Source organism: Marinobacterium weihaiense (assembly GCF_019061305.1).
In the GTDB taxonomy this organism is placed as follows: Bacteria; Pseudomonadota; Gammaproteobacteria; order Pseudomonadales; family Balneatricaceae; genus Marinobacterium; species Marinobacterium weihaiense.
On sequence record NZ_JAHQZT010000002.1, the window covers coordinates 37,040 to 54,225 of the forward strand.

Annotated in this window: 15 protein-coding genes; 9 read left to right on the forward strand and 6 right to left on the reverse strand. The window is 56.9% G+C overall.

Annotated features, from left to right (window positions below; genetic code table 11):
• The first annotated feature begins 106 nt into the window (after positions 1-106).
• Positions 107-760, forward strand: a complete 654-nt coding sequence (nfsB, locus tag KTN04_RS02015) for an oxygen-insensitive NAD(P)H nitroreductase (protein WP_217333540.1) — start codon at positions 107-109, stop codon at positions 758-760.
• Positions 761-941: 181 nt separating this feature from the next.
• Here nfsB and KTN04_RS02020 read toward each other — a convergent pair whose 3' ends face one another.
• Entirely contained in the window at positions 942-1,127 is a 186-nt protein-coding gene (locus KTN04_RS02020) for a tRNA (uracil-5-)-methyltransferase (protein WP_217333541.1), read from the reverse strand.
• Between the two features lie 275 nt (positions 1,128-1,402).
• Positions 1,403-3,733: a phosphoenolpyruvate synthase gene (ppsA, locus tag KTN04_RS02025; protein WP_407659237.1), complete on the reverse strand. Its 2,331-nt coding sequence runs from the start codon at positions 3,731-3,733 to the stop codon at positions 1,403-1,405.
• Positions 3,734-3,977: 244 nt separating this feature from the next.
• Between ppsA and ppsR the strand changes: the two genes are divergently transcribed.
• Positions 3,978-4,796, forward strand: a complete 819-nt coding sequence (ppsR, locus tag KTN04_RS02030) for a posphoenolpyruvate synthetase regulatory kinase/phosphorylase PpsR (RefSeq protein WP_217333543.1) — start codon at positions 3,978-3,980, stop codon at positions 4,794-4,796.
• On the opposite strand, the gene KTN04_RS02035 is transcribed toward ppsR, so the two are convergent.
• Positions 4,797-5,168, reverse strand: coding sequence for a DOPA 4,5-dioxygenase family protein (locus KTN04_RS02035; protein ID WP_217333544.1), 372 nt, complete (start codon positions 5,166-5,168; stop codon positions 4,797-4,799).
• A 141-nt stretch (positions 5,169-5,309) separates the two neighbouring features.
• On the opposite strand from KTN04_RS02035, the gene efpL reads away from it, so the two are divergent.
• The 3 genes from efpL (at position 5,310) to mnmH (ending at position 8,114) form a co-directional block, all read left to right on the forward strand.
• Entirely contained in the window at positions 5,310-5,876 is a 567-nt protein-coding gene (gene efpL, locus KTN04_RS02040; RefSeq protein WP_217333545.1) for an elongation factor P-like protein EfpL, read from the forward strand.
• Positions 5,877-5,967: 91 nt separating this feature from the next.
• Positions 5,968-7,002, forward strand: coding sequence for a selenide, water dikinase SelD (gene selD / locus KTN04_RS02045; RefSeq protein ID WP_217333546.1), 1,035 nt, complete (start codon positions 5,968-5,970; stop codon positions 7,000-7,002).
• Positions 7,002-8,114, forward strand: a complete 1,113-nt coding sequence (gene mnmH / locus KTN04_RS02050) for a tRNA 2-selenouridine(34) synthase MnmH (RefSeq protein ID WP_217333547.1) — start codon at positions 7,002-7,004, stop codon at positions 8,112-8,114. Before selD ends, mnmH begins: the two co-directional genes overlap by 1 nt.
• 71 nt (positions 8,115-8,185) lie before the next feature.
• On the opposite strand, the gene KTN04_RS02055 is transcribed toward mnmH, so the two are convergent.
• A complete protein-coding gene (locus KTN04_RS02055) occupies positions 8,186-9,580 on the reverse strand; it encodes an NAD(P)-binding domain-containing protein (protein ID WP_217333548.1) in 1,395 nt (464 codons plus the stop codon).
• A gap of 420 nt (positions 9,581-10,000) precedes the next feature.
• On the opposite strand from KTN04_RS02055, the gene paaX reads away from it, so the two are divergent.
• Both paaX and KTN04_RS02065 read left to right on the forward strand, forming a co-directional pair.
• Complete coding sequence (paaX, locus tag KTN04_RS02060; protein WP_407659233.1) at positions 10,001-10,945, forward strand: phenylacetic acid degradation operon negative regulatory protein PaaX; 945 nt, start codon at positions 10,001-10,003, stop codon at positions 10,943-10,945.
• Positions 10,946-10,978: 33 nt separating this feature from the next.
• Entirely contained in the window at positions 10,979-11,533 is a 555-nt protein-coding gene (locus KTN04_RS02065; protein WP_217333549.1) for a DUF2889 domain-containing protein, read from the forward strand.
• A 42-nt stretch (positions 11,534-11,575) separates the two neighbouring features.
• On the opposite strand, the gene paaY is transcribed toward KTN04_RS02065, so the two are convergent.
• Positions 11,576-12,184 (reverse strand): phenylacetic acid degradation protein PaaY, encoded by a 609-nt coding sequence (gene paaY / locus KTN04_RS02070; protein ID WP_217333550.1) that lies wholly within the window; start codon positions 12,182-12,184, stop codon positions 11,576-11,578.
• A gap of 345 nt (positions 12,185-12,529) precedes the next feature.
• On the opposite strand from paaY, the gene KTN04_RS02075 reads away from it, so the two are divergent.
• Positions 12,530-13,075, forward strand: coding sequence for a hydrolase (locus tag KTN04_RS02075; RefSeq protein WP_217333551.1), 546 nt, complete (start codon positions 12,530-12,532; stop codon positions 13,073-13,075).
• A 105-nt stretch (positions 13,076-13,180) separates the two neighbouring features.
• The gene (locus tag KTN04_RS02080; protein ID WP_217333552.1) at positions 13,181-15,130 is read left to right on the forward strand and encodes an acetoacetate--CoA ligase; all 1,950 of its coding nucleotides are present in this window, start codon (positions 13,181-13,183) and stop codon (positions 15,128-15,130) included.
• A gap of 45 nt (positions 15,131-15,175) precedes the next feature.
• Here the strand turns inward: KTN04_RS02080 and dsbD are convergent, their stop codons facing one another.
• The gene (gene dsbD, locus KTN04_RS02085) at positions 15,176-17,023 is read right to left on the reverse strand and encodes a protein-disulfide reductase DsbD (RefSeq protein WP_328515947.1); all 1,848 of its coding nucleotides are present in this window, start codon (positions 17,021-17,023) and stop codon (positions 15,176-15,178) included.
• Positions 17,024-17,186 lie beyond the last annotated feature (163 nt).

Consider the following 17,186-nt stretch of genomic DNA (forward strand, 5'->3'; position numbering starts at 1 on the left):
TCGCAACCGCTTCAACCGGGTGTCACAGCCGACGACACTTGCAAGCCACTCCCTCGCCCCCATTAAGTGAAGACTGCATTCATCTGATCAACCGGAGTCAACCCCGATGAACATTACTGAAACCATGCAAACCCGTTACTCCACCAAAGTGTTTGACGCACAGCGTACTATACCTCAAGACAAGATCGACCAACTGATAAGCGCCCTGCGACTGAGCCCCTCCAGCGTCAACTCCCAGCCTTGGCACTTCATTGTGGCCGCCACCGCTGCCGGCAAGCGGCGCCTGACCAGGGGAACTCAAGGCGTGTTTCAGGCCAATGAACGCAAGATCCTGGATGCTTCACATGTTGTGCTCTTCTGCGCCCGCACCAGCGTTGAGGATGACTACCTGCAGCACCTGCTAGAAACCGAAGACGCTGATGGCCGTTTCGAGCAGGATGAGCAGAAGACCATGACGCACCAGATACGCTCCATGTTTGTCGGCCTGCACCGCGATACCTTTGACGATGTGCAGCACTGGTCCGAAAAACAAGTGTACCTCAACATGGGCGGTCTGCTACTCGGCGCCGCCAGCCTAGGCATCGACGCCGTACCGATCGAAGGTATCGATACGGCTGCGTTGAACGACGAGTTCAATCTGACTCAAAATGGCTTCACCGCCGTTGCCGCCGTGGCACTGGGCTACCGCCACCAAGACGACTTCAACGCCAGCCTGCCCAAGTCCCGCCTGCCCGAGGCTGAGCTGTTTACGATGATTTAACACACCAACACAGGGCGGCTCAACGCCGCCCCCATCAAGTTGGCAAGGCACCGCTCAGTTAAGACGGGGCACCTCGCCCTTCTCTCCCCCGCAACCCGGCAACACATGGCCTGATGCCCGGCAATGATATCGATTCACAGCCTGGTCTTGATGGACCCGCCCAATCCAAACCGGCTCGCGTTCAACGCTTTTTCTTCGCACGCTTCTTGTTGAAATAATCCTTCACCGGCGTGGCCTTGGCGGCCGGCAAGGCAGCCGAAAATCGCGCACGGATGGCATCCGCACGACTTTCTTTACGCTCGTGCTGTTTGCGCTCACGGTGCCGCTGACCCTCCGCGCCAAAATACACCACCTTATCGTTAGACATACACTTACCTCGCACACTTTGTCAGATCATCATGGAGAGCGCGCATCAGCGTGTCGACACGGCCACACCACCAAACGACACGGCCACACCACCAAACGGGTTGAAGCTCGATACTCTATTCCGTTGTTCTGCTGATCGGGCCACCGTCAATGACCAACCTACGAGCTTATCCATCGGGCATACCTGCAGCTCCAGACAAAAACACCCGCGCAGGCAAGCCCGGGCGGGTGTTTTTCAGTCAGCCATCAAACACTGACTGACGACCTTTTAAAGCCTCAGGCTTTTTCGTTCGCCAGGAAGAACCAGGTATCGAGCACGGAATCCGGGTTCAGAGAAACGCTGCTGATCCCCTGCTCCATCAGCCAACGTGCCAGATCCGGGTGGTCGGACGGACCCTGACCGCAGATGCCGACGTACTTACCCTGCTTGCGGCAAGCTTCGATCGCCATGGCCAGCAAGCGTTTGACCGCTTCGTTACGCTCGTCGAACAGATGCGCGATAATGCCGGAATCACGGTCCAGGCCGAGGGTCAGCTGGGTCAGGTCGTTGGAGCCGATGGAAAATCCATCGAAGTATTCCAGGAACTGATCCGCCAGCAGCGCGTTGGACGGAATCTCGCACATCATGATCAGGCGCAGGCCGTTTTCACCACGCTTGAGCCCGTTGTTTTCCAACAGCTCAACCACCTGCTTGGCTTCGCCCGGCGTGCGCACGAACGGCAGCATGATTTCCACGTTGGTCAGCTTCATTTCGTCGCGCACGCGCTTGAGGGCACGGCACTCCAACTCGAAACAATCGCGGAAGTTGTCGGAGATGTAACGTGCCGCGCCACGGAAGCCCAGCATCGGGTTCTCTTCGCTCGGTTCATAACGATCGCCACCGATCAGGTGGCCGTACTCGTTCGACTTGAAGTCGGACATGCGCACAATCACTTTCTTCGGATAAAACGCCGCCGCCAGAGTAGAGATGCCTTCGACCAATTTGTCGACGTAGAAGTCGACCGGTGAAGCATAGCCACCGATACGACGCTCGATGATCTGCTTGACGTCACGCGGCTGGTCATCAAAGTTCAGCAGCGCTTTCGGGTGCACACCGATCATGCGGTTGATGATGAACTCCAGACGTGCCAGGCCGACACCGGCGTTGGGCAGCGACTGGAAATCGAAGGCGCGGTCCGGGTTGCCCACGTTCATCATGATGTCGAACGGCAGGCTCGGCATGGACTCGACGCTGTTGCTCTGGTGTTCGAATGCCAGCTTGCCTTCATAGGCACGGCCGGTGTCACCTTCGGCGCAGGATACGGTCACTTCCTGGCCGTCGGTCAGTTTTTCGGTGGCATCGCCACAGCCGACGATCGCCGGGATACCCAGTTCACGGGCGATGATGGCCGCATGACAGGTACGGCCGCCACGGTTGGTGACGATGGCGGATGCCCGCTTCATCACCGGTTCCCAGTCCGGATCGGTCATGTCGGTAACCAGGACATCGCCCGGCTGAACTTCATGCATCTGCTCCAGACCACTGACCACGCGCACAGGGCCGGAACCAATCCGGTGACCGATAGAGCGGCCTTCGACCAGTACCTTGCCCTTTTCCTTCAGCAAGTAACGCTCGATAACGGTGCCTTTGTTCTGGCTCTTGACAGTTTCCGGACGCGCCTGCACCACGTACAGTTTGCCATCGTCACCGTCCTTGGCCCATTCGATGTCCATCGGGCGGCCATAGTGCTTTTCGATGATGACCGCAATGCGCGCCAGCTCTTCCACATCGGCATCATTGATGGAGAAGGTGTTGCGCTCGACCTTGGGCACATCCACGGTTTCCACGGCCTTACCGGCGCTGCCATCGTCGGTATACACCATTTTGATCGCTTTAGAACCCAGGGTGCGGCGCAGAATGGCCGGTGCGCCCTGTGCCAGAGTCGGCTTGTAAACGTAGAATTCGTCCGGGTTGACGGCACCCTGAACCACGGTTTCACCCAGACCATAGGCCGAGGTGATAAATACCACATGGTTGAAGCCAGATTCTGTATCCATGGTAAACATGACACCGGACGAACCGGTTTCAGAACGTACCATGCGCTGAATGCCGGCCGACAGTGCCACTTCCGCATGGGTGAAACCCTTATGGACACGGTAAGAAATGGCACGGTCGTTGTAGAGAGAGGCAAACACTTCCTTGATCGCCTGCTTGACGTTGTTCAGGCCTCGAATATTGAGGAAGGTTTCCTGCTGACCGGCAAAAGAAGCATCCGGCAGATCTTCGGCGGTGGCGGAGGAGCGCACGGCCACGGCGATCTCGTCACCGTTAGTCATTTCGGCCCAGGCTGCGTCGATGGCCTTGTCCAGCTCCGGCTGGAAATCCGCGTCCATTATCCACTGACGGATCTGACTGCCGGTTTCGATAAGGGCACGGGTGTCATCCGCATCCAGTTCATTCAGCGCCTTATTGATGCGATCGGCAAGGCCGCTCTGCGCCAAAAAGTCACGGTAGGCCTGCGCGGTGGTGGCAAAACCGCCGGGCACACGCACACCTGCATCACTGAGCTGGTGGATCATCTCGCCGAGAGATGCATTCTTGCCACCTACTTTGTCGACATCTCCCATGCCCGCCTGTTCGAGGCGCAGTACGTAATCCTGCAAAGCCAATTCTCCTGAGTCTGAGCCGTTTGACATAAGGATCATTATTATTGTTTTCACCGAAAACGTGATAATACTGCAGAATATTGAAAAAATCTTGGCCTGAACAAAATGTAATTTAACTACAAGAACTTGGGCGTTATTTTCTGCTAAAGTAGCGTCCTGTCCCTAAGGGAACACCCGCAATATTGTCGACAATCAGGACCGCTACATGAAACGCACGGCTTTCTTCATTTCGGATGGCACCGGCATTACCGCCGAAACGCTCGGCAACAGTTTGCTCTCGCAGTTTGAAGCAATACGGTTTGAAAAGATCACCCTGCCCTATGTCGACACCATCGAAAAGGCCGAGGCCGTCGTCGCTCGTATCAACCAGCAAGCGGAAGAAGATGGCAAGCAGCCCATCGTGCTCGACACCATCGTCAATGACGAAATTCGCAACCTGCTGGCGAGTTGCAACGGCTTCAAGATCGACGTTTTTTCCACCTTTCTCAAGCCACTGGAATCGGAACTGGAAACCCACTCCTCCTACTCGGTCGGCAAGTCACATGCCATCAATGAGATGGAGCGCTACAAAGACCGCATCGACTCAGTCAACTTTGCGCTGGACAACGATGACGGCGCCCGTACGCGCCAGTATGACAAGGCCGATATCATTCTGGTAGGCGTATCGCGTTGCGGCAAGACACCGACCTGTTTATACATGGCCCTGCAGTTCGGCATCCGCGCGGCCAATTACCCGCTCACCGAAGAGGACATGGAAGCCAACCGTCTGCCCGACGTCCTGCAGGAACATCGTCACAAGCTGTACGGTCTGACCATTGATCCTTTCCAACTGGCGGCCATACGCCACGAACGCCGCGCTAACAGCCGTTATGCATCCCTTGACCAGTGCGATTTTGAAGTACGTACAGTGGAGCGCCTGTTCACCAAGGAAAATATCAAGTGTATAAACACCACCAATTTTTCCATTGAAGAAATCGCCACCCGTATCATTAATGAGTCCGGCCTCACCCGCCGCATCAGCTGATCAGCCCGGCGGTGCAGTAAAGATTGACAAATCGAGCGCCGCCGGAGTGCCCAGCCAATAAGCGTGGTCAGTATGATCCCTGTACTCATCACCGGTCACGCCATGCACTAACACATCCAGCGGGCCGCGTTGTGCCTCCAGCCAGGGGATGAAACAGTCAAAATCTGCGGCGGTGAACATGACCTGTACACTCCAGCGGGTATGTGGACCAACCGGCTTCTGATGAATGCGCCCCACCTTGAGGCCAAACTCCCGGCTGATGCGCTCACACAATACCTGTACATGCGCCAGCGTATCGGCATCGAAGTACAGATGGGCGTGGTAATCGGCGTGGCGGTTGACCGGGTAAGCACCGGTTGTTTCTGTGCTCATCATGGCTCTCTCATATTCAGGCAAAACGGCAGTGTACGGCGCACGGTTCCACGACACAAACTGGCACCTGACGCTTGCCCTGCAGCCGCTTTCTCCTACAATGGCGCCATTGTTAATGACTTGATTGTAGGGAGCCTTGCCATGCCCAAAGCGGCTGATGTCAAACGCGGTAATCTGGTTGAAATCAACGGACAGTACATGCTGGTACAGCAGATTGATATCAGTAGCCCGACCGCACGCGGTGCCAAAACACTGTACCGCATGCGTTTCAACAAGCTGCCCGCCGGCGGCAAGTTCGAGCAGACCTTTACCGGCGATGAAATGATCAAGGATGCCGCCCTGGAGCGCCGCAAGGTGTCTTTTCTGTACCAGGAAGGTGATTTCTACACTTTCATGGACAGCGAGGATTACAGTCAGTACATGCTCAACAGCGTAGCCATTGAAGCCCAGCTGCCCTTCCTGATGGACGGCTTGGACGACATTATGGCACTGCTGGTGGACGGTGAGATTCTTGCCGTTGAGCTGCCGTCCACCGTCATCATGGAAATAGTCGAAACCGTGCCGGGCATGAAAGCAGCCAGCGCAACCGGCCGCACCAAACCGGCCCGCTTTGCGACCGGCCTGGAACTGCAAGTGCCCGAATACCTGGAGGCCGGTGAAAAGGTGAAAATCAATACTGAAACCGGCAAATTCCTGTCACGCGCCTGATGACGCACAACACCGGGTTGCGCTACGCCCCCCGGCTGCCGTTCACTTTTGGTGTACCATACTCCGCATTTCCCGACAGACAGGTTGATTGATGCAAGAACCCATTCGCCTTACCCAGTACAGTCATGGCGCCGGCTGTGGCTGCAAGATTTCACCCGCCGTCCTCGACACCATCCTCGCCGGCAGCGGCAGCCAGACCCTGGACCCTCACCTGTGGGTGGGCAATGCGTCACGGGATGATGCTGCGGTATACGCTATCGATGACGAGACCGGCATTGTCTCGACCACGGACTTTTTCATGCCGATTGTCGATGACCCTTACGACTTCGGCCGTATCGCCGCCACCAATGCCATTAGCGATATCTACGCCATGGGCGGCACTCCGATGATGGCCATTGCCATTCTGGGCTGGCCGATCAATCTACTGCCGGCCGAAGTGGCGGGCGAAGTGATTCGTGGCGCTCGCAGCGTTTGCGACCAGGCCGGCATGCCACTGGCGGGCGGACACTCCATTGATGCGCCCGAGCCGATCTTCGGCTTGGCCGTGACGGGCAAGGTCAGTAAAAAGCAGCTCAAGCGCAATGATGGTGCCGAAGCCGGCAACCGACTTTATCTCACCAAGCCGCTGGGCATCGGCATTCTGACCACGGCTGAAAAACAGAGCAAACTGCGTGCCGAGGATGTCGGCGTGGCACGCGATCTCATGTGCACCCTGAACAGTGCCGGTCAGCGTTTTGCAGAGTTGGATGGCGTGCGCGCCATGACCGATGTCACCGGTTTCGGTTTACTCGGACACCTGGTTGAAATGGCGGATGGCAGCAGTCTGACCGCACGCCTGGACTTTGCTGCCGTGCCGCGCCTCGACAGTGTGGATCACTACCTGGAGGCAGGCTGCATTCCCGGAGGCACCGGTCGCAACTTTTCCAGCTACGGCCATCGGGTCGCCCCCCTCACCGAGGCGCAACAGCAGCTGTTGTGTGACCCGCAAACCAGCGGCGGACTGCTGGTGGCCGTAACGCCTGACGCCGAAGCGGACTTTCTCGCCTGCGCCCGGGCACTGTCGCTGGAACTGTCCCCAATTGGTGAGCTGATCGCTGCCACTGATCATGCAGTCGAGGTGTACTGATGGCGGAGAAAAGCGCCGATTATCGCCGCATTTTTCTCAGCGGTGCCGCGTTAATGGATACCCGCGCTCCGGTCGAATTCGCCAAGGGCGCCTTCCCCACCAGTCACAGCCTGCCGTTGATGACCGATGATGAGCGCCACAAGGTGGGCACCTGCTACAAACAGCATGGCCAGGACGCCGCCATCCGACTCGGGCATCGATTGGTCAGCGGTGATATCAAGGCCGAGCGCATGGCCGCCTGGGCAGACTTTGCCCGACGCCACCCCGACGGCTATTTGTACTGCTTTCGCGGTGGCCTGCGTTCTCACACGGTCCAACAATGGCTGCATGAAGCCGGTATTGATTACCCACTGATTACCGGTGGTTACAAGGCGTTGCGCGGTTTCTTGATCGATACCCTGGATGATGCGGCAGAGAGCTGTCGCTTCACTCAATTGGGTGGCCTGACCGGTTGCGGCAAGACCGAACTGCTGCACCGGCTCGAGACGGCACTGGACCTTGAAGGCCATGCCAACCATCGCGGCTCCAGCTTTGGGCGCCATGCCCTGCCACAGCCGACACAGATCAATTTCGAAAACGGCTTGGCCATCGATCTGCTGCGCAAGCGTGATGCTGGCGTCGATCATTTCGTGATCGAAGACGAAAATCGTGCCATCGGCAGCTGTCATGTACCACTGCGTCTGCACCAGCGCTTTGTTGACTCGCCGCTGGTGTGGCTGGAAGAACCGCTGGACATGCGCATCGAGCGCATCCTGCAGGACTATGTCATTGACCTGTCCGCCGAGTTTATTCAGCTTTACGGCTCGGCAGAGGGCTTTAACGCCTTTGCGGCTCGCTTGCGTCGAAGCTTGCAGAATATCGTCAAGCGACTCGGGCACGAGCGCTATCAACGTCTGGCCGCCATCATGGACGAGGCTCTGGCGCAACAACAGCAGTCGGGCGAGGCCGGTCGGCATCGGGACTGGATCGCCGCCCTGTTGAATGAGTACTACGATCCCATGTATCACTTCCAAAGCGAGCGCCAGCAGGCCCGCGTTGTCTTCCGCGGCAACCGTGATGAGGTCCTGGGCTACTTACACTCGATTGCATCCCCCATCGGGCGTGAGACCTGAACGAAAAAGCCCCGGTGCCAAGGCAACCGGGGCTTTTGCTTCAGCGTTCAGCAAGCACTCACTGCAGCCTATCAGGCTGTTTCCGCTTCGTGCTCCAGCTTCTCCTGTCGCTCGATGAAACTCAGCGACATAAAACCTTCCAAAGAATCATCCTTGATGTCCAGCCATGAACTCGGCAGCTCGGTCGCCAGAGTGCCGGTCACGGTTGAACGATAAGTCTTCTCGCGGAAGGTCATGATGCCTTCCTTCTTGTCCAGCTGCCACTGCTTGAGCAAGTCGGCCTGCTTTTCAACAGCAAAATCCGGATAGTCGGTCTGGTCGATCAACTCACGGATATAACCGGCCTGGAAGTCAATGGAGTCACTGCAGCTGCTGCAGCCGTCGTAGCGCTTCAGCCATTGATCCATGTCCGCACGACGCTGTTCAGCTTCAGGCAACTGGATGCGGCCCAGCATAACATCACGTGCAAACCATGCCTGAGCATCAAACATGTTGAAGGTGAAGTACTGGTCCTGCATGCCCAGATAAATCAGCTTGGTGTTATTCTGGAAGAACACACCTTTGTACAGGTTATCCGGATACAGGCAGTTGTGTGTCTGCAGACGAAGTGAATCCGGCAAGAACGGGAAGTGGAACAGATAACCTGTGCACATTATGATAGAGTCAAAACGCTTGGTTGTGCCATCAGTAAAGTGGGCCACATCACCATCAAGATGCGTTACCAACGGACGCTCTTCCATGCCTTCCGGCCACTCGAAGCCCAGCGCATTACTGCGGTAGCTGATCGTGACCGACTTGGCACCGTACTTGTAGCACTGGGAACCAATGTCTTCCGCCGAGTAGCTGGCACCGACCAGCAGGATATCCTGGCCCTTGAATTCCAACGCATCACGGAAATCGTGCGCATGCAGAACGCGGCCCGGGAATCGCTCAACGCCTTCAAAATACGGCATGTTCGGCGTGGAAAAGTGGCCTGTCGCGACGACGACGTAGTCGAACTCGTCGACTTCCTGCTCACCGGTCTTGTGGTTCATGACCGTCACGGTGAACTTCTCGGTTGCTTCGTCATAGGCAACCCAACGAACCGGACATTCGAAACGAATATATTTAAGGATGGCCTGTTTGTCGATTCGTCCCATGATGTAATCCTTGAGCACGGCACGGGGCGGGTACGATGGAATCGCACGGCCGAAGTGCTCGTCAAAGGAATAATCGGCAAACTCGAGACATTCTTTCGGTCCGTTGGACCAGAGATAACGATACATGCTGCCGTGGACAGGCTCACCGTTCTTGTCCAGGCCTGTGCGCCATGTGTAGTTCCACATGCCACCGATATCATTCTGCTTTTCGTAACATACGATTTCCGGCAGGTTTTCAACACCTGCACGACGGGCTGCTTCAAATGCACGCAGCTGCGCCAAACCACTGGGACCCGCACCTAAAATTGCAATCTTTTGATTACTCAAAACACACTCCCTTACAGTAATAGTCCTTTTTATGTTAAGGATTTGGTAATCAACTTTCAACAAAAGACCCTATTTCCTCGAAATAAGCCGCTATCCCTCACACTGACCAGGACTCGAACCACTTGGACAAAACCTTATTAAACAGAATACTAAAGGGTTAGTATGGATAGGTTTTGCAGGACAAGGGGATTCAACTTTTTATCTGAATTCGTCAACCCGCAACCGAAGACGATCCTTATCATACGAATGGACACCTTGAAGCGGGTATTTATGACACACTTTTGCCGTCTGATTTTGGTATAGTGTGTGTCATGACATGGCTGATGCAGGGGGCAGCCTCATTGAGAACCCCATGGCAGATGCCCGAAACTTCCAGCCTGCTGTTCCAGTCTCTGTTTCAAGCGCATACGACGAACAGCCATGAGTACGACAACAGACCGAGGCATGACCAAAATACGTTGCATCGAAGAACTCGTACAAGAGTTCCATGAACAAAGGCCCATTCGTGGCGGGTCACTGATCATTACCATTTTCGGTGATGCCATTGCGCCGCGTGGCGGGACCGTATGGCTGGGCAGCCTCATCAATCTGCTGGAACCGCTGGGACTCAATCAGCGTCTGGTACGCACGTCCATTTTTCGTCTGACCAAGGACGGCTGGTTGACCTCCAACCAAATTGGGCGACGCAGCTATTATAGCCTGACCGACTCCGGCCGCCGCCGCTTTGAAAGCGCCTTCCGCCGTATCTACGCTGAGCTGTATCCGGAATGGGACGGCAAATGGGACATGGTGCTGGGCAATCAACTCGATAACGAGCTGCGCAAGGTGTTAAAAAAGGAACTGGAGTGGCAAGGCTTCGGCAACATCGCCCCCAGCATCATGGCACACCCCATGGCGGACACTCTTGAGCTCAACAACACCCTCCAAGAGCTGTGCGTACAGAACGAAGTCATTCACATGCGCTCTGAGATGGTTGGCAGTGATACCTCAGAAGCCCTGAAGCAGCTGGTACATGAGTGCTGGAACCTGCAGCAACTGGCAGAGGACTACCAACAGTTTCTGGACCGCTTCCGCCCAATCCTGCGTGCCATCAAGTCTGCGGACGAGCTTGAACCTGAGCAATGCTTCCAGTTGCGTACACTCCTGATCCACCACTACCGGCGCCTGTTACTGCGTGATCCGCTATTGCCGGAGAAACTGCTGCCTGCCGACTGGGCCGGCACCTCTGCACGCGTTCTGTGTCGGAACATCTACCGGCTAATTTATGCTCAGGCGGACCAATGGCTGTCCGAAACCCAGGAAACCGCCGACGGCCCCCTGCCCGAACCGGCCCCCCGCTTTTACAAACGCTTCGGCGGACTCTGATTCCGCCGAATTGATTTTTCGAGGTACATACCTATGCCCTTGCCACCGCCTGTCGAGCGTGAGCCGCTCCATACGCGCTATGTCACCTGTAACGGCTACAAGCGCAATGACGGTTTATGGGACATTGAAGGCGAGCTCATCGATATCAAGAGCTTTGATCTACAGGTAGCAGAACGCAATGATGGCGTTATCCCCGCAGGTGAGCCACTGCACAAGATGGCGCTGCGCCTGACCATCGATTACGACCTGAATATTCTCGATGTCCAGGCCTGCATGGATTACACCCCGTTCCGACATTGCCCGCAGATTGCGGACAGCTTTCGCAAGCTGATCGGCCACCGTATCGCCCCCGGCTTTACTCGACTGACCCGTGAACTGCTGGGCGGGACTCAGGGCTGCACGCACCTGCTGGAAATGCTGGGTGTACTGGCCACAACCGCCTACCAGACCACGCATAACGAACGCGAAAAGCGTGAAGACTTCGGGGCTCAGGGAGGCGGTCGACCGCCCATGCTCAACACCTGCCATACCTTTGATACCCGCGGCCCGGTCGTGAAGCAGTACTGGCCCCAATTCAGCGAAGAGTAACGAATAAGGTTGATCACGGCCGGTCGAACCGGCCGCGATCGATCAGCGCTGCTCTTTTACCTGATACAGTGGAACCACCTCACCATTAAAGTCGAGGCGCTTGCGGTCAGGCTCGACCTCGGTCAGCGGCTCAACGGCCTGCATGGTATTGAGGCTGCGGATCGCCAGATCCTGATACTGACCGGTACCGGCCGTTTTCCAGGCAATCTCTTCATCGCTCAACTGGCGCACAATGCGTGCCGGCGAACCGGCCGCAAGAGTGCGTTCAGGCACTTCGAACTTAGCCTTGATGAATGCCATGGCCGCCACAATCGAGGACTCGCCCACGACAGCTCCGTCCATCACCACGGCGTTCATGCCGACCAGTGCGTTGCGCTTGATGACACAGCCATGCAGCACGGCACCATGGCCGATGTGGCCATCTTCTTCCACCACGGTATCCGTGCCCGGAAAACCGTGCATGACGCAGGTATCCTGGATATTGGCGCCCTCTTTCAGCACCAGACGGCCAAAATCACCACGCAGACAGGCGGCCGGGCCTACATAACAGCGTGGCCCGATGATGACATCTCCGATCAGGACGGCACTGGGATGAACAAAGGCGGTTGGATCAATGACAGGCGTAATACCGTCAATGGAATACACTTTCATTTGAGGCTCCTTGCGGTTGTTATCGTTATTGGAAGACGGCAAGCCGGGTAACGCATAACCGCCTACATCAATATGATACACAATAAATATTATACTTTGTTTTTATGTATCTCTTTATGGGCCTATGCTAGCATACAATCGTTGTTGCGGTGATCACTGCAGCACTCTCGCCTCCTTTCAGGCTCCATGTCGCCTGAGACAAGCAATCATACTTTGCCCTTGAGTGGCAGACTCCGGTCTGCCCTTTTTTCCCTGCTGCATAATCAACCTGGAATCGTGCACAGGCATTCAAGTTGTACGCTGCAGCGTCTATGCTGGGGATGAACATAACAAGAGGGTGCCCCCATGCTGATACATCCCGAAAAATCCTGTCTTCTGGTCATTGATATTCAAGAGCGGATGGCGCCGGTCATTGATGATGTCGCTCGTGTTGTCGACAACTGCAACTGGCTGATCGATATTGCCAACCGCTTGAATGTAACGGTTCTGGCAACCGAGCAGTACCCCAAGGGCCTGGGCAGCACCATCGCCTCCGTAGCCGAACGACTGAAGCCGGAGCACATTGTCGAGAAGATTTCCTTTTCCGCCATGTCGGATACCGAACCGGACCGCTTCATCAACGAAGGCAACCATGAACAGATGATACTAATCGGCATGGAAAGCCATGTCTGCGTGCTCCAAACCGCACTCGAACTGAAACAACAGGGACACGAGGTGTATATCGTCGAGGACTGCGTCTCCTCTCGCTCCCCGGCAGACAAGGCCGCTGCGCTGGCACGTTTCCGCCAGTGCGGCATTTACATCGTGACCCGTGAAATGGTGGCATTCGAATGGCTGCGCAAGGCCGGCACCGATACCTTCCGCGAGATCAGCACGCGCTTTCTGCGTTGATCGCTCTTGACTCCCCTGCTCCGATCAATGAAAGTTTACGTTAACGTAAACTTTCATTGCTACCGTCTTGCCACTCATTCATAACAATTAAATCAGGAGAGGTCGATGACAGCGCCACTCTGGACGCCGGATCAACACCGCTGCGAACACACTCAAATCTACCGTTTCATGCAGCAGGTGAACGAAACCCATGGGCTTCTGCTCAGCAACTATGACAGCCTGTATACCTGGAGCATTGACCATAGCCCCGCCTTCTGGGACAGCCTGTGGGAGTATGCGGATATCATTGCATCCGAACAGGGAGACCTCACCCTGGAACACCCGGAGCGTATGCCGGGCGCACGCTGGTACCCGCAGGCTCGGCTCAACTATGCGGAAAACCTGCTGCGCTGGCGTGATACCCGTCCGGCGGTGATCTTTCGCGGCGAAGACGATTGCCGCATCGAACTGTCGCACGCCGAGCTGTACCGGCAGGTGGCACAGCTGGCCAGCGCCCTGCGCCGTGAGGGCATCCAGCCGGGAGACCGGGTGGCCGGTTTCATGCCCAATGTCCCCGCAACCCTGATCGGCATGCTGGCCACCGCCTCCATCGGTGCCGTGTGGAGCTCCTGTTCACCGGATTTCGGTATCAACGGCGTACTGGACCGCTTCGGGCAGGTGGAACCCCGTATTCTGATCACGACAGACGGCTATCGCTACAACGGCAAGGTGCTCAACAGCCTTGAGCGCGTACAGGGGATTGCGAACCAACTGCAATCAGTGGAAACCATCGTCGTGGTGCCCTTTATTGATGCAGACCCGGACATCAGCACGCTGACCAAGGCACGCCTGTGGCAGGACTTTGTGGATGCGGACGCCGAGGAGATCGAGTTCGAACAGCTGCCGTTCGACCACCCGCTGTTCATCATGTATTCCTCCGGCACCACTGGGGTGCCCAAGTGCATCGTCCACGGTGCTGGCGGCACTTTGCTACAGCACCTCAAGGAGCACCTGCTGCACACCGATGTCAGTCGGGACGACCGGTTGTTCTACTACACCACCTGCGGCTGGATGATGTGGAACTGGCTGGTTAGCGGCCTGGCAACCGGTTGCACGCTGGTACTCTTTGACGGCTCCCCCTTTGCTCCGTCACCCGAGCATTTGTGGGATATCGCCGAACAGGAAGGCATCAGCATTTTCGGCACCAGTGCCAAATACATTGCGGCACTGGAAAAAGCCGGCGTCAAGCCGCGCGAGACCCATAACCTGGTCGGTTTGAAAGCCCTGCTCTCCACCGGTTCTCCACTGGCACATGAGAGCTTTGAGTATGCCTATCGCGACATTAAGCCGGATCTGCAGCTGTCATCCATTTCCGGCGGCACCGACATTCTGTCCTGCTTCGCGCTGGGCTGCCCGATTCGCCCCGTGTATGCCGGGGAACTCCAGTGTCGCGGCCTCGGCATGGCGGTCGAGATTTTCGACGACGAGGGTAAGCCGCTACGTGAAGAAAAGGGCGAGCTGGTGTGTACACGCCCCTTCCCGTCGATGCCGATCGGCTTCTGGAACGACCCTAACGGCCGTAAATACCAAGATGCCTATTTCAGCCAGTTCGATAACGTCTGGGCGCACGGCGACTACGGTGAAATTACGGCGCATGACGGCCTGATCATCCACGGCCGTTCCGATGCCGTGCTCAACCCCGGCGGGGTGCGCATCGGAACGGCAGAAATCTATCGCCAGGTCGAGAAGATCGACGGCATTCTAGAAAGCCTGTGTATCGGCCAGCCCTGGCAGGGAGACGTTCGCGTGGTGCTCTTTGTTCGGTTGCAGGACGGACTGGAGCTGGATGACGCCCTGACCCAGCGCATTCGCGACACCATCCGCGCCAACACCACACCGCGCCATGTGCCGGCCAAGGTGATTCAGGTGACCGATATCCCCCGCACCATCAGTGGCAAGATCGTCGAACTGGCGGTACGCAAGATGGTTATGGGTGAAGCGGTCAAGAATCGGGATGCCCTCGCCAACCCCGAAGCCCTGGAGCTGTTCCGCGATTTGCCACAGCTACAGGACTGAATGCAAAGACCCCGCTAAGGCGGGGTCTTTCGTTTTGAACGGGGCTCAGCGCTTGACGTATTCGGTCTGCGCAATGAAATCATCCGGGTCGATCACCCCGATCAGGGTAAGTTCCGGTCTCACCTGACCGCTGGCATCAAAGAAGATCAGTGCCGGCGGGCCGATAATGGAAAAGCGACGGTACAGCGCCTTGGCATCATCATCATTGGCGGTCACATCCAGTTTGATCAGCTTGAAGGGCTGCAGCGACTGCTGCACACCCGGATCGTTGAAGGTGACGTACTCCAGTTCGATACAGGCGATGCACCAGTCGGCATAGAAATCGAGCATGACTGGCTGCCCGTTCTGCCTGGCCTCCTCCAGCAGCCGATCCAGGTCGGCCTCGCGGCTCACCACTTCAAAGGGAAGTTCCGCACGGTTCTGTTGCGCCTGTGCCGAACCACCGGCAAGGCCCTGTAACGGATACAGCAAGCTCTTGCTGCCGGACAACACCCCGATCAGCAGTGCCGCACCATAAATCAACAGGATCAGCCCTGCGCCCTTCCAGAAACGGTGCCAGCCCCGTGCATGGTCGGGCAGACGGTCCACCGCGCCCAGATATACGGCACTGAGCAACAGAATCAAACTGACCATCAACATGGTTGCAGTCGTCGGCAGGATGCGATCCAGCATCCAGACGGCCATCAACAGCAGTACCACACCAAAACCGGCCTTCACCCCTTCCATCCAGGCACCAGCCTTTGGCAGCAACTTGCCGGCAGAAGCTCCGACCAGCAGCAAGGGCACCCCCATACCCATGGACAGGGTAAACAACGCCGTGCCCCCCAGCACCGGATCACCACTCTGGCCGATATAGATCAACGCCCCCGCCAACGGCGCCGCCATGCAGGGACCAACGATCAGCGCCGACAACAGTCCCATCACCGCTACACCGGTCAACGTACCGCCCTTCTGGCGATGACTGACATTGCTCAGGCGGCTCTGCAGGGCCGCAGGCAGCTGCAGGTCATAGAAACCGAACATGGAAAAGGCCAGCAGCACGAAGAGCCCACTGAATGTCCCGATGACCCAGGGGTTCTGGAATGCGGCCTGCAAATTGGCACCGAACAGCCCGGCTGCAACACCTGCCAGGGTATAGGTCAGCGCCATGGCCAACACGTAGACCAGTGACAGTGAAAAGGCACGCGCCGTACTGATATGAGTTCCCTGACCGGCGATGATGCTGGACAGAATCGGAATCATCGGCAACACACAAGGCGTCAGCGACAGCGCCAGCCCTGCCAGGAAAAAGGCGCCCAGCATCAGCCACCAGTCGTCACCGGCCAGCAGCTGTGCGAAACGGTCCTGTTCACTGACCGGGACCGTTTGGGTCGCTTGGCGCTCCACCACGACCTGTTCATCCGTTGCTTCAGGCCAGCTCAGCCCCGATGCCAGCGGCAACTGACCAACACTGACGGTTTTGGTCACCGGCGGATAGCAGACCCCGCCTTCCCAGCAGCCTTGATAGGTGACATCAATCTCGACGTCATCGTTACCCTCGGTCGCGCGCCCCAGCAGTAGCTCCACCTCGGCCAGCTCGTGATATACCTCAACCTGGCCAAACAGGGGATCGTCCTTGATGTCGCCACTGGCATCACGCCGGGCGACCTGTTCAACCCCCTCGGGCAGCGTAACGCCGATTTTTTCCCGATAGAGGTAGTAATCCGACTTGACCGCCCATACCAGACGCGCAACGCCCGGAGCCGGCGACTCAACCCGCAACTGGAAGGCTTCGTCCACATCAACCGGCTGATTGGCTGACGCGCCGCTGCCAAACAGGCTCGCTTGGGCAACCGTAGCCGACAACAGCATCAACAGCATCAAAACGGGCTGCAGCACCGCACGCACTCGCACAATATATTTCCTTCTTTCAAACCGAGTTATCACAGTGTGACAGGGCGCACAGGGAAATGTTCGCCCGTATATCAACAATTGCTGAATTCTATCATTTGCACCCGGCCTGCCGGTATCAGGCAGAATCTAACACCTTCAGACACTTATAACGTCTGCATTGATG

Coding starts and splice junctions, on each gene's coding strand:
- efpL (WP_217333545.1), top strand. CDS start 5,310: ATGCCCAAAGCGGCTGATGTCAAACGCGGTAATCTGGTTGAAATCAAC.
- KTN04_RS02075 (WP_217333551.1), top strand. CDS start 12,530: ATGCTGATACATCCCGAAAAATCCTGTCTTCTGGTCATTGATATTCAA.
- KTN04_RS02080 (WP_217333552.1), top strand. CDS start 13,181: ATGACAGCGCCACTCTGGACGCCGGATCAACACCGCTGCGAACACACT.
- mnmH (WP_217333547.1), top strand. CDS start 7,002: ATGGCGGAGAAAAGCGCCGATTATCGCCGCATTTTTCTCAGCGGTGCC.
- ppsA (WP_407659237.1), bottom strand. CDS start 3,733: ATGGGAGATGTCGACAAAGTAGGTGGCAAGAATGCATCTCTCGGCGAG.
- KTN04_RS02065 (WP_217333549.1), top strand. CDS start 10,979: ATGCCCTTGCCACCGCCTGTCGAGCGTGAGCCGCTCCATACGCGCTAT.
- nfsB (WP_217333540.1), top strand. CDS start 107: ATGAACATTACTGAAACCATGCAAACCCGTTACTCCACCAAAGTGTTT.
- KTN04_RS02035 (WP_217333544.1), bottom strand. CDS start 5,168: ATGAGCACAGAAACAACCGGTGCTTACCCGGTCAACCGCCACGCCGAT.
- paaY (WP_217333550.1), bottom strand. CDS start 12,184: ATGAAAGTGTATTCCATTGACGGTATTACGCCTGTCATTGATCCAACC.
- ppsR (WP_217333543.1), top strand. CDS start 3,978: ATGAAACGCACGGCTTTCTTCATTTCGGATGGCACCGGCATTACCGCC.
- selD (WP_217333546.1), top strand. CDS start 5,968: ATGCAAGAACCCATTCGCCTTACCCAGTACAGTCATGGCGCCGGCTGT.
- KTN04_RS02020 (WP_217333541.1), bottom strand. CDS start 1,127: ATGTCTAACGATAAGGTGGTGTATTTTGGCGCGGAGGGTCAGCGGCAC.
- paaX (WP_407659233.1), top strand. CDS start 10,001: ATGAGTACGACAACAGACCGAGGCATGACCAAAATACGTTGCATCGAA.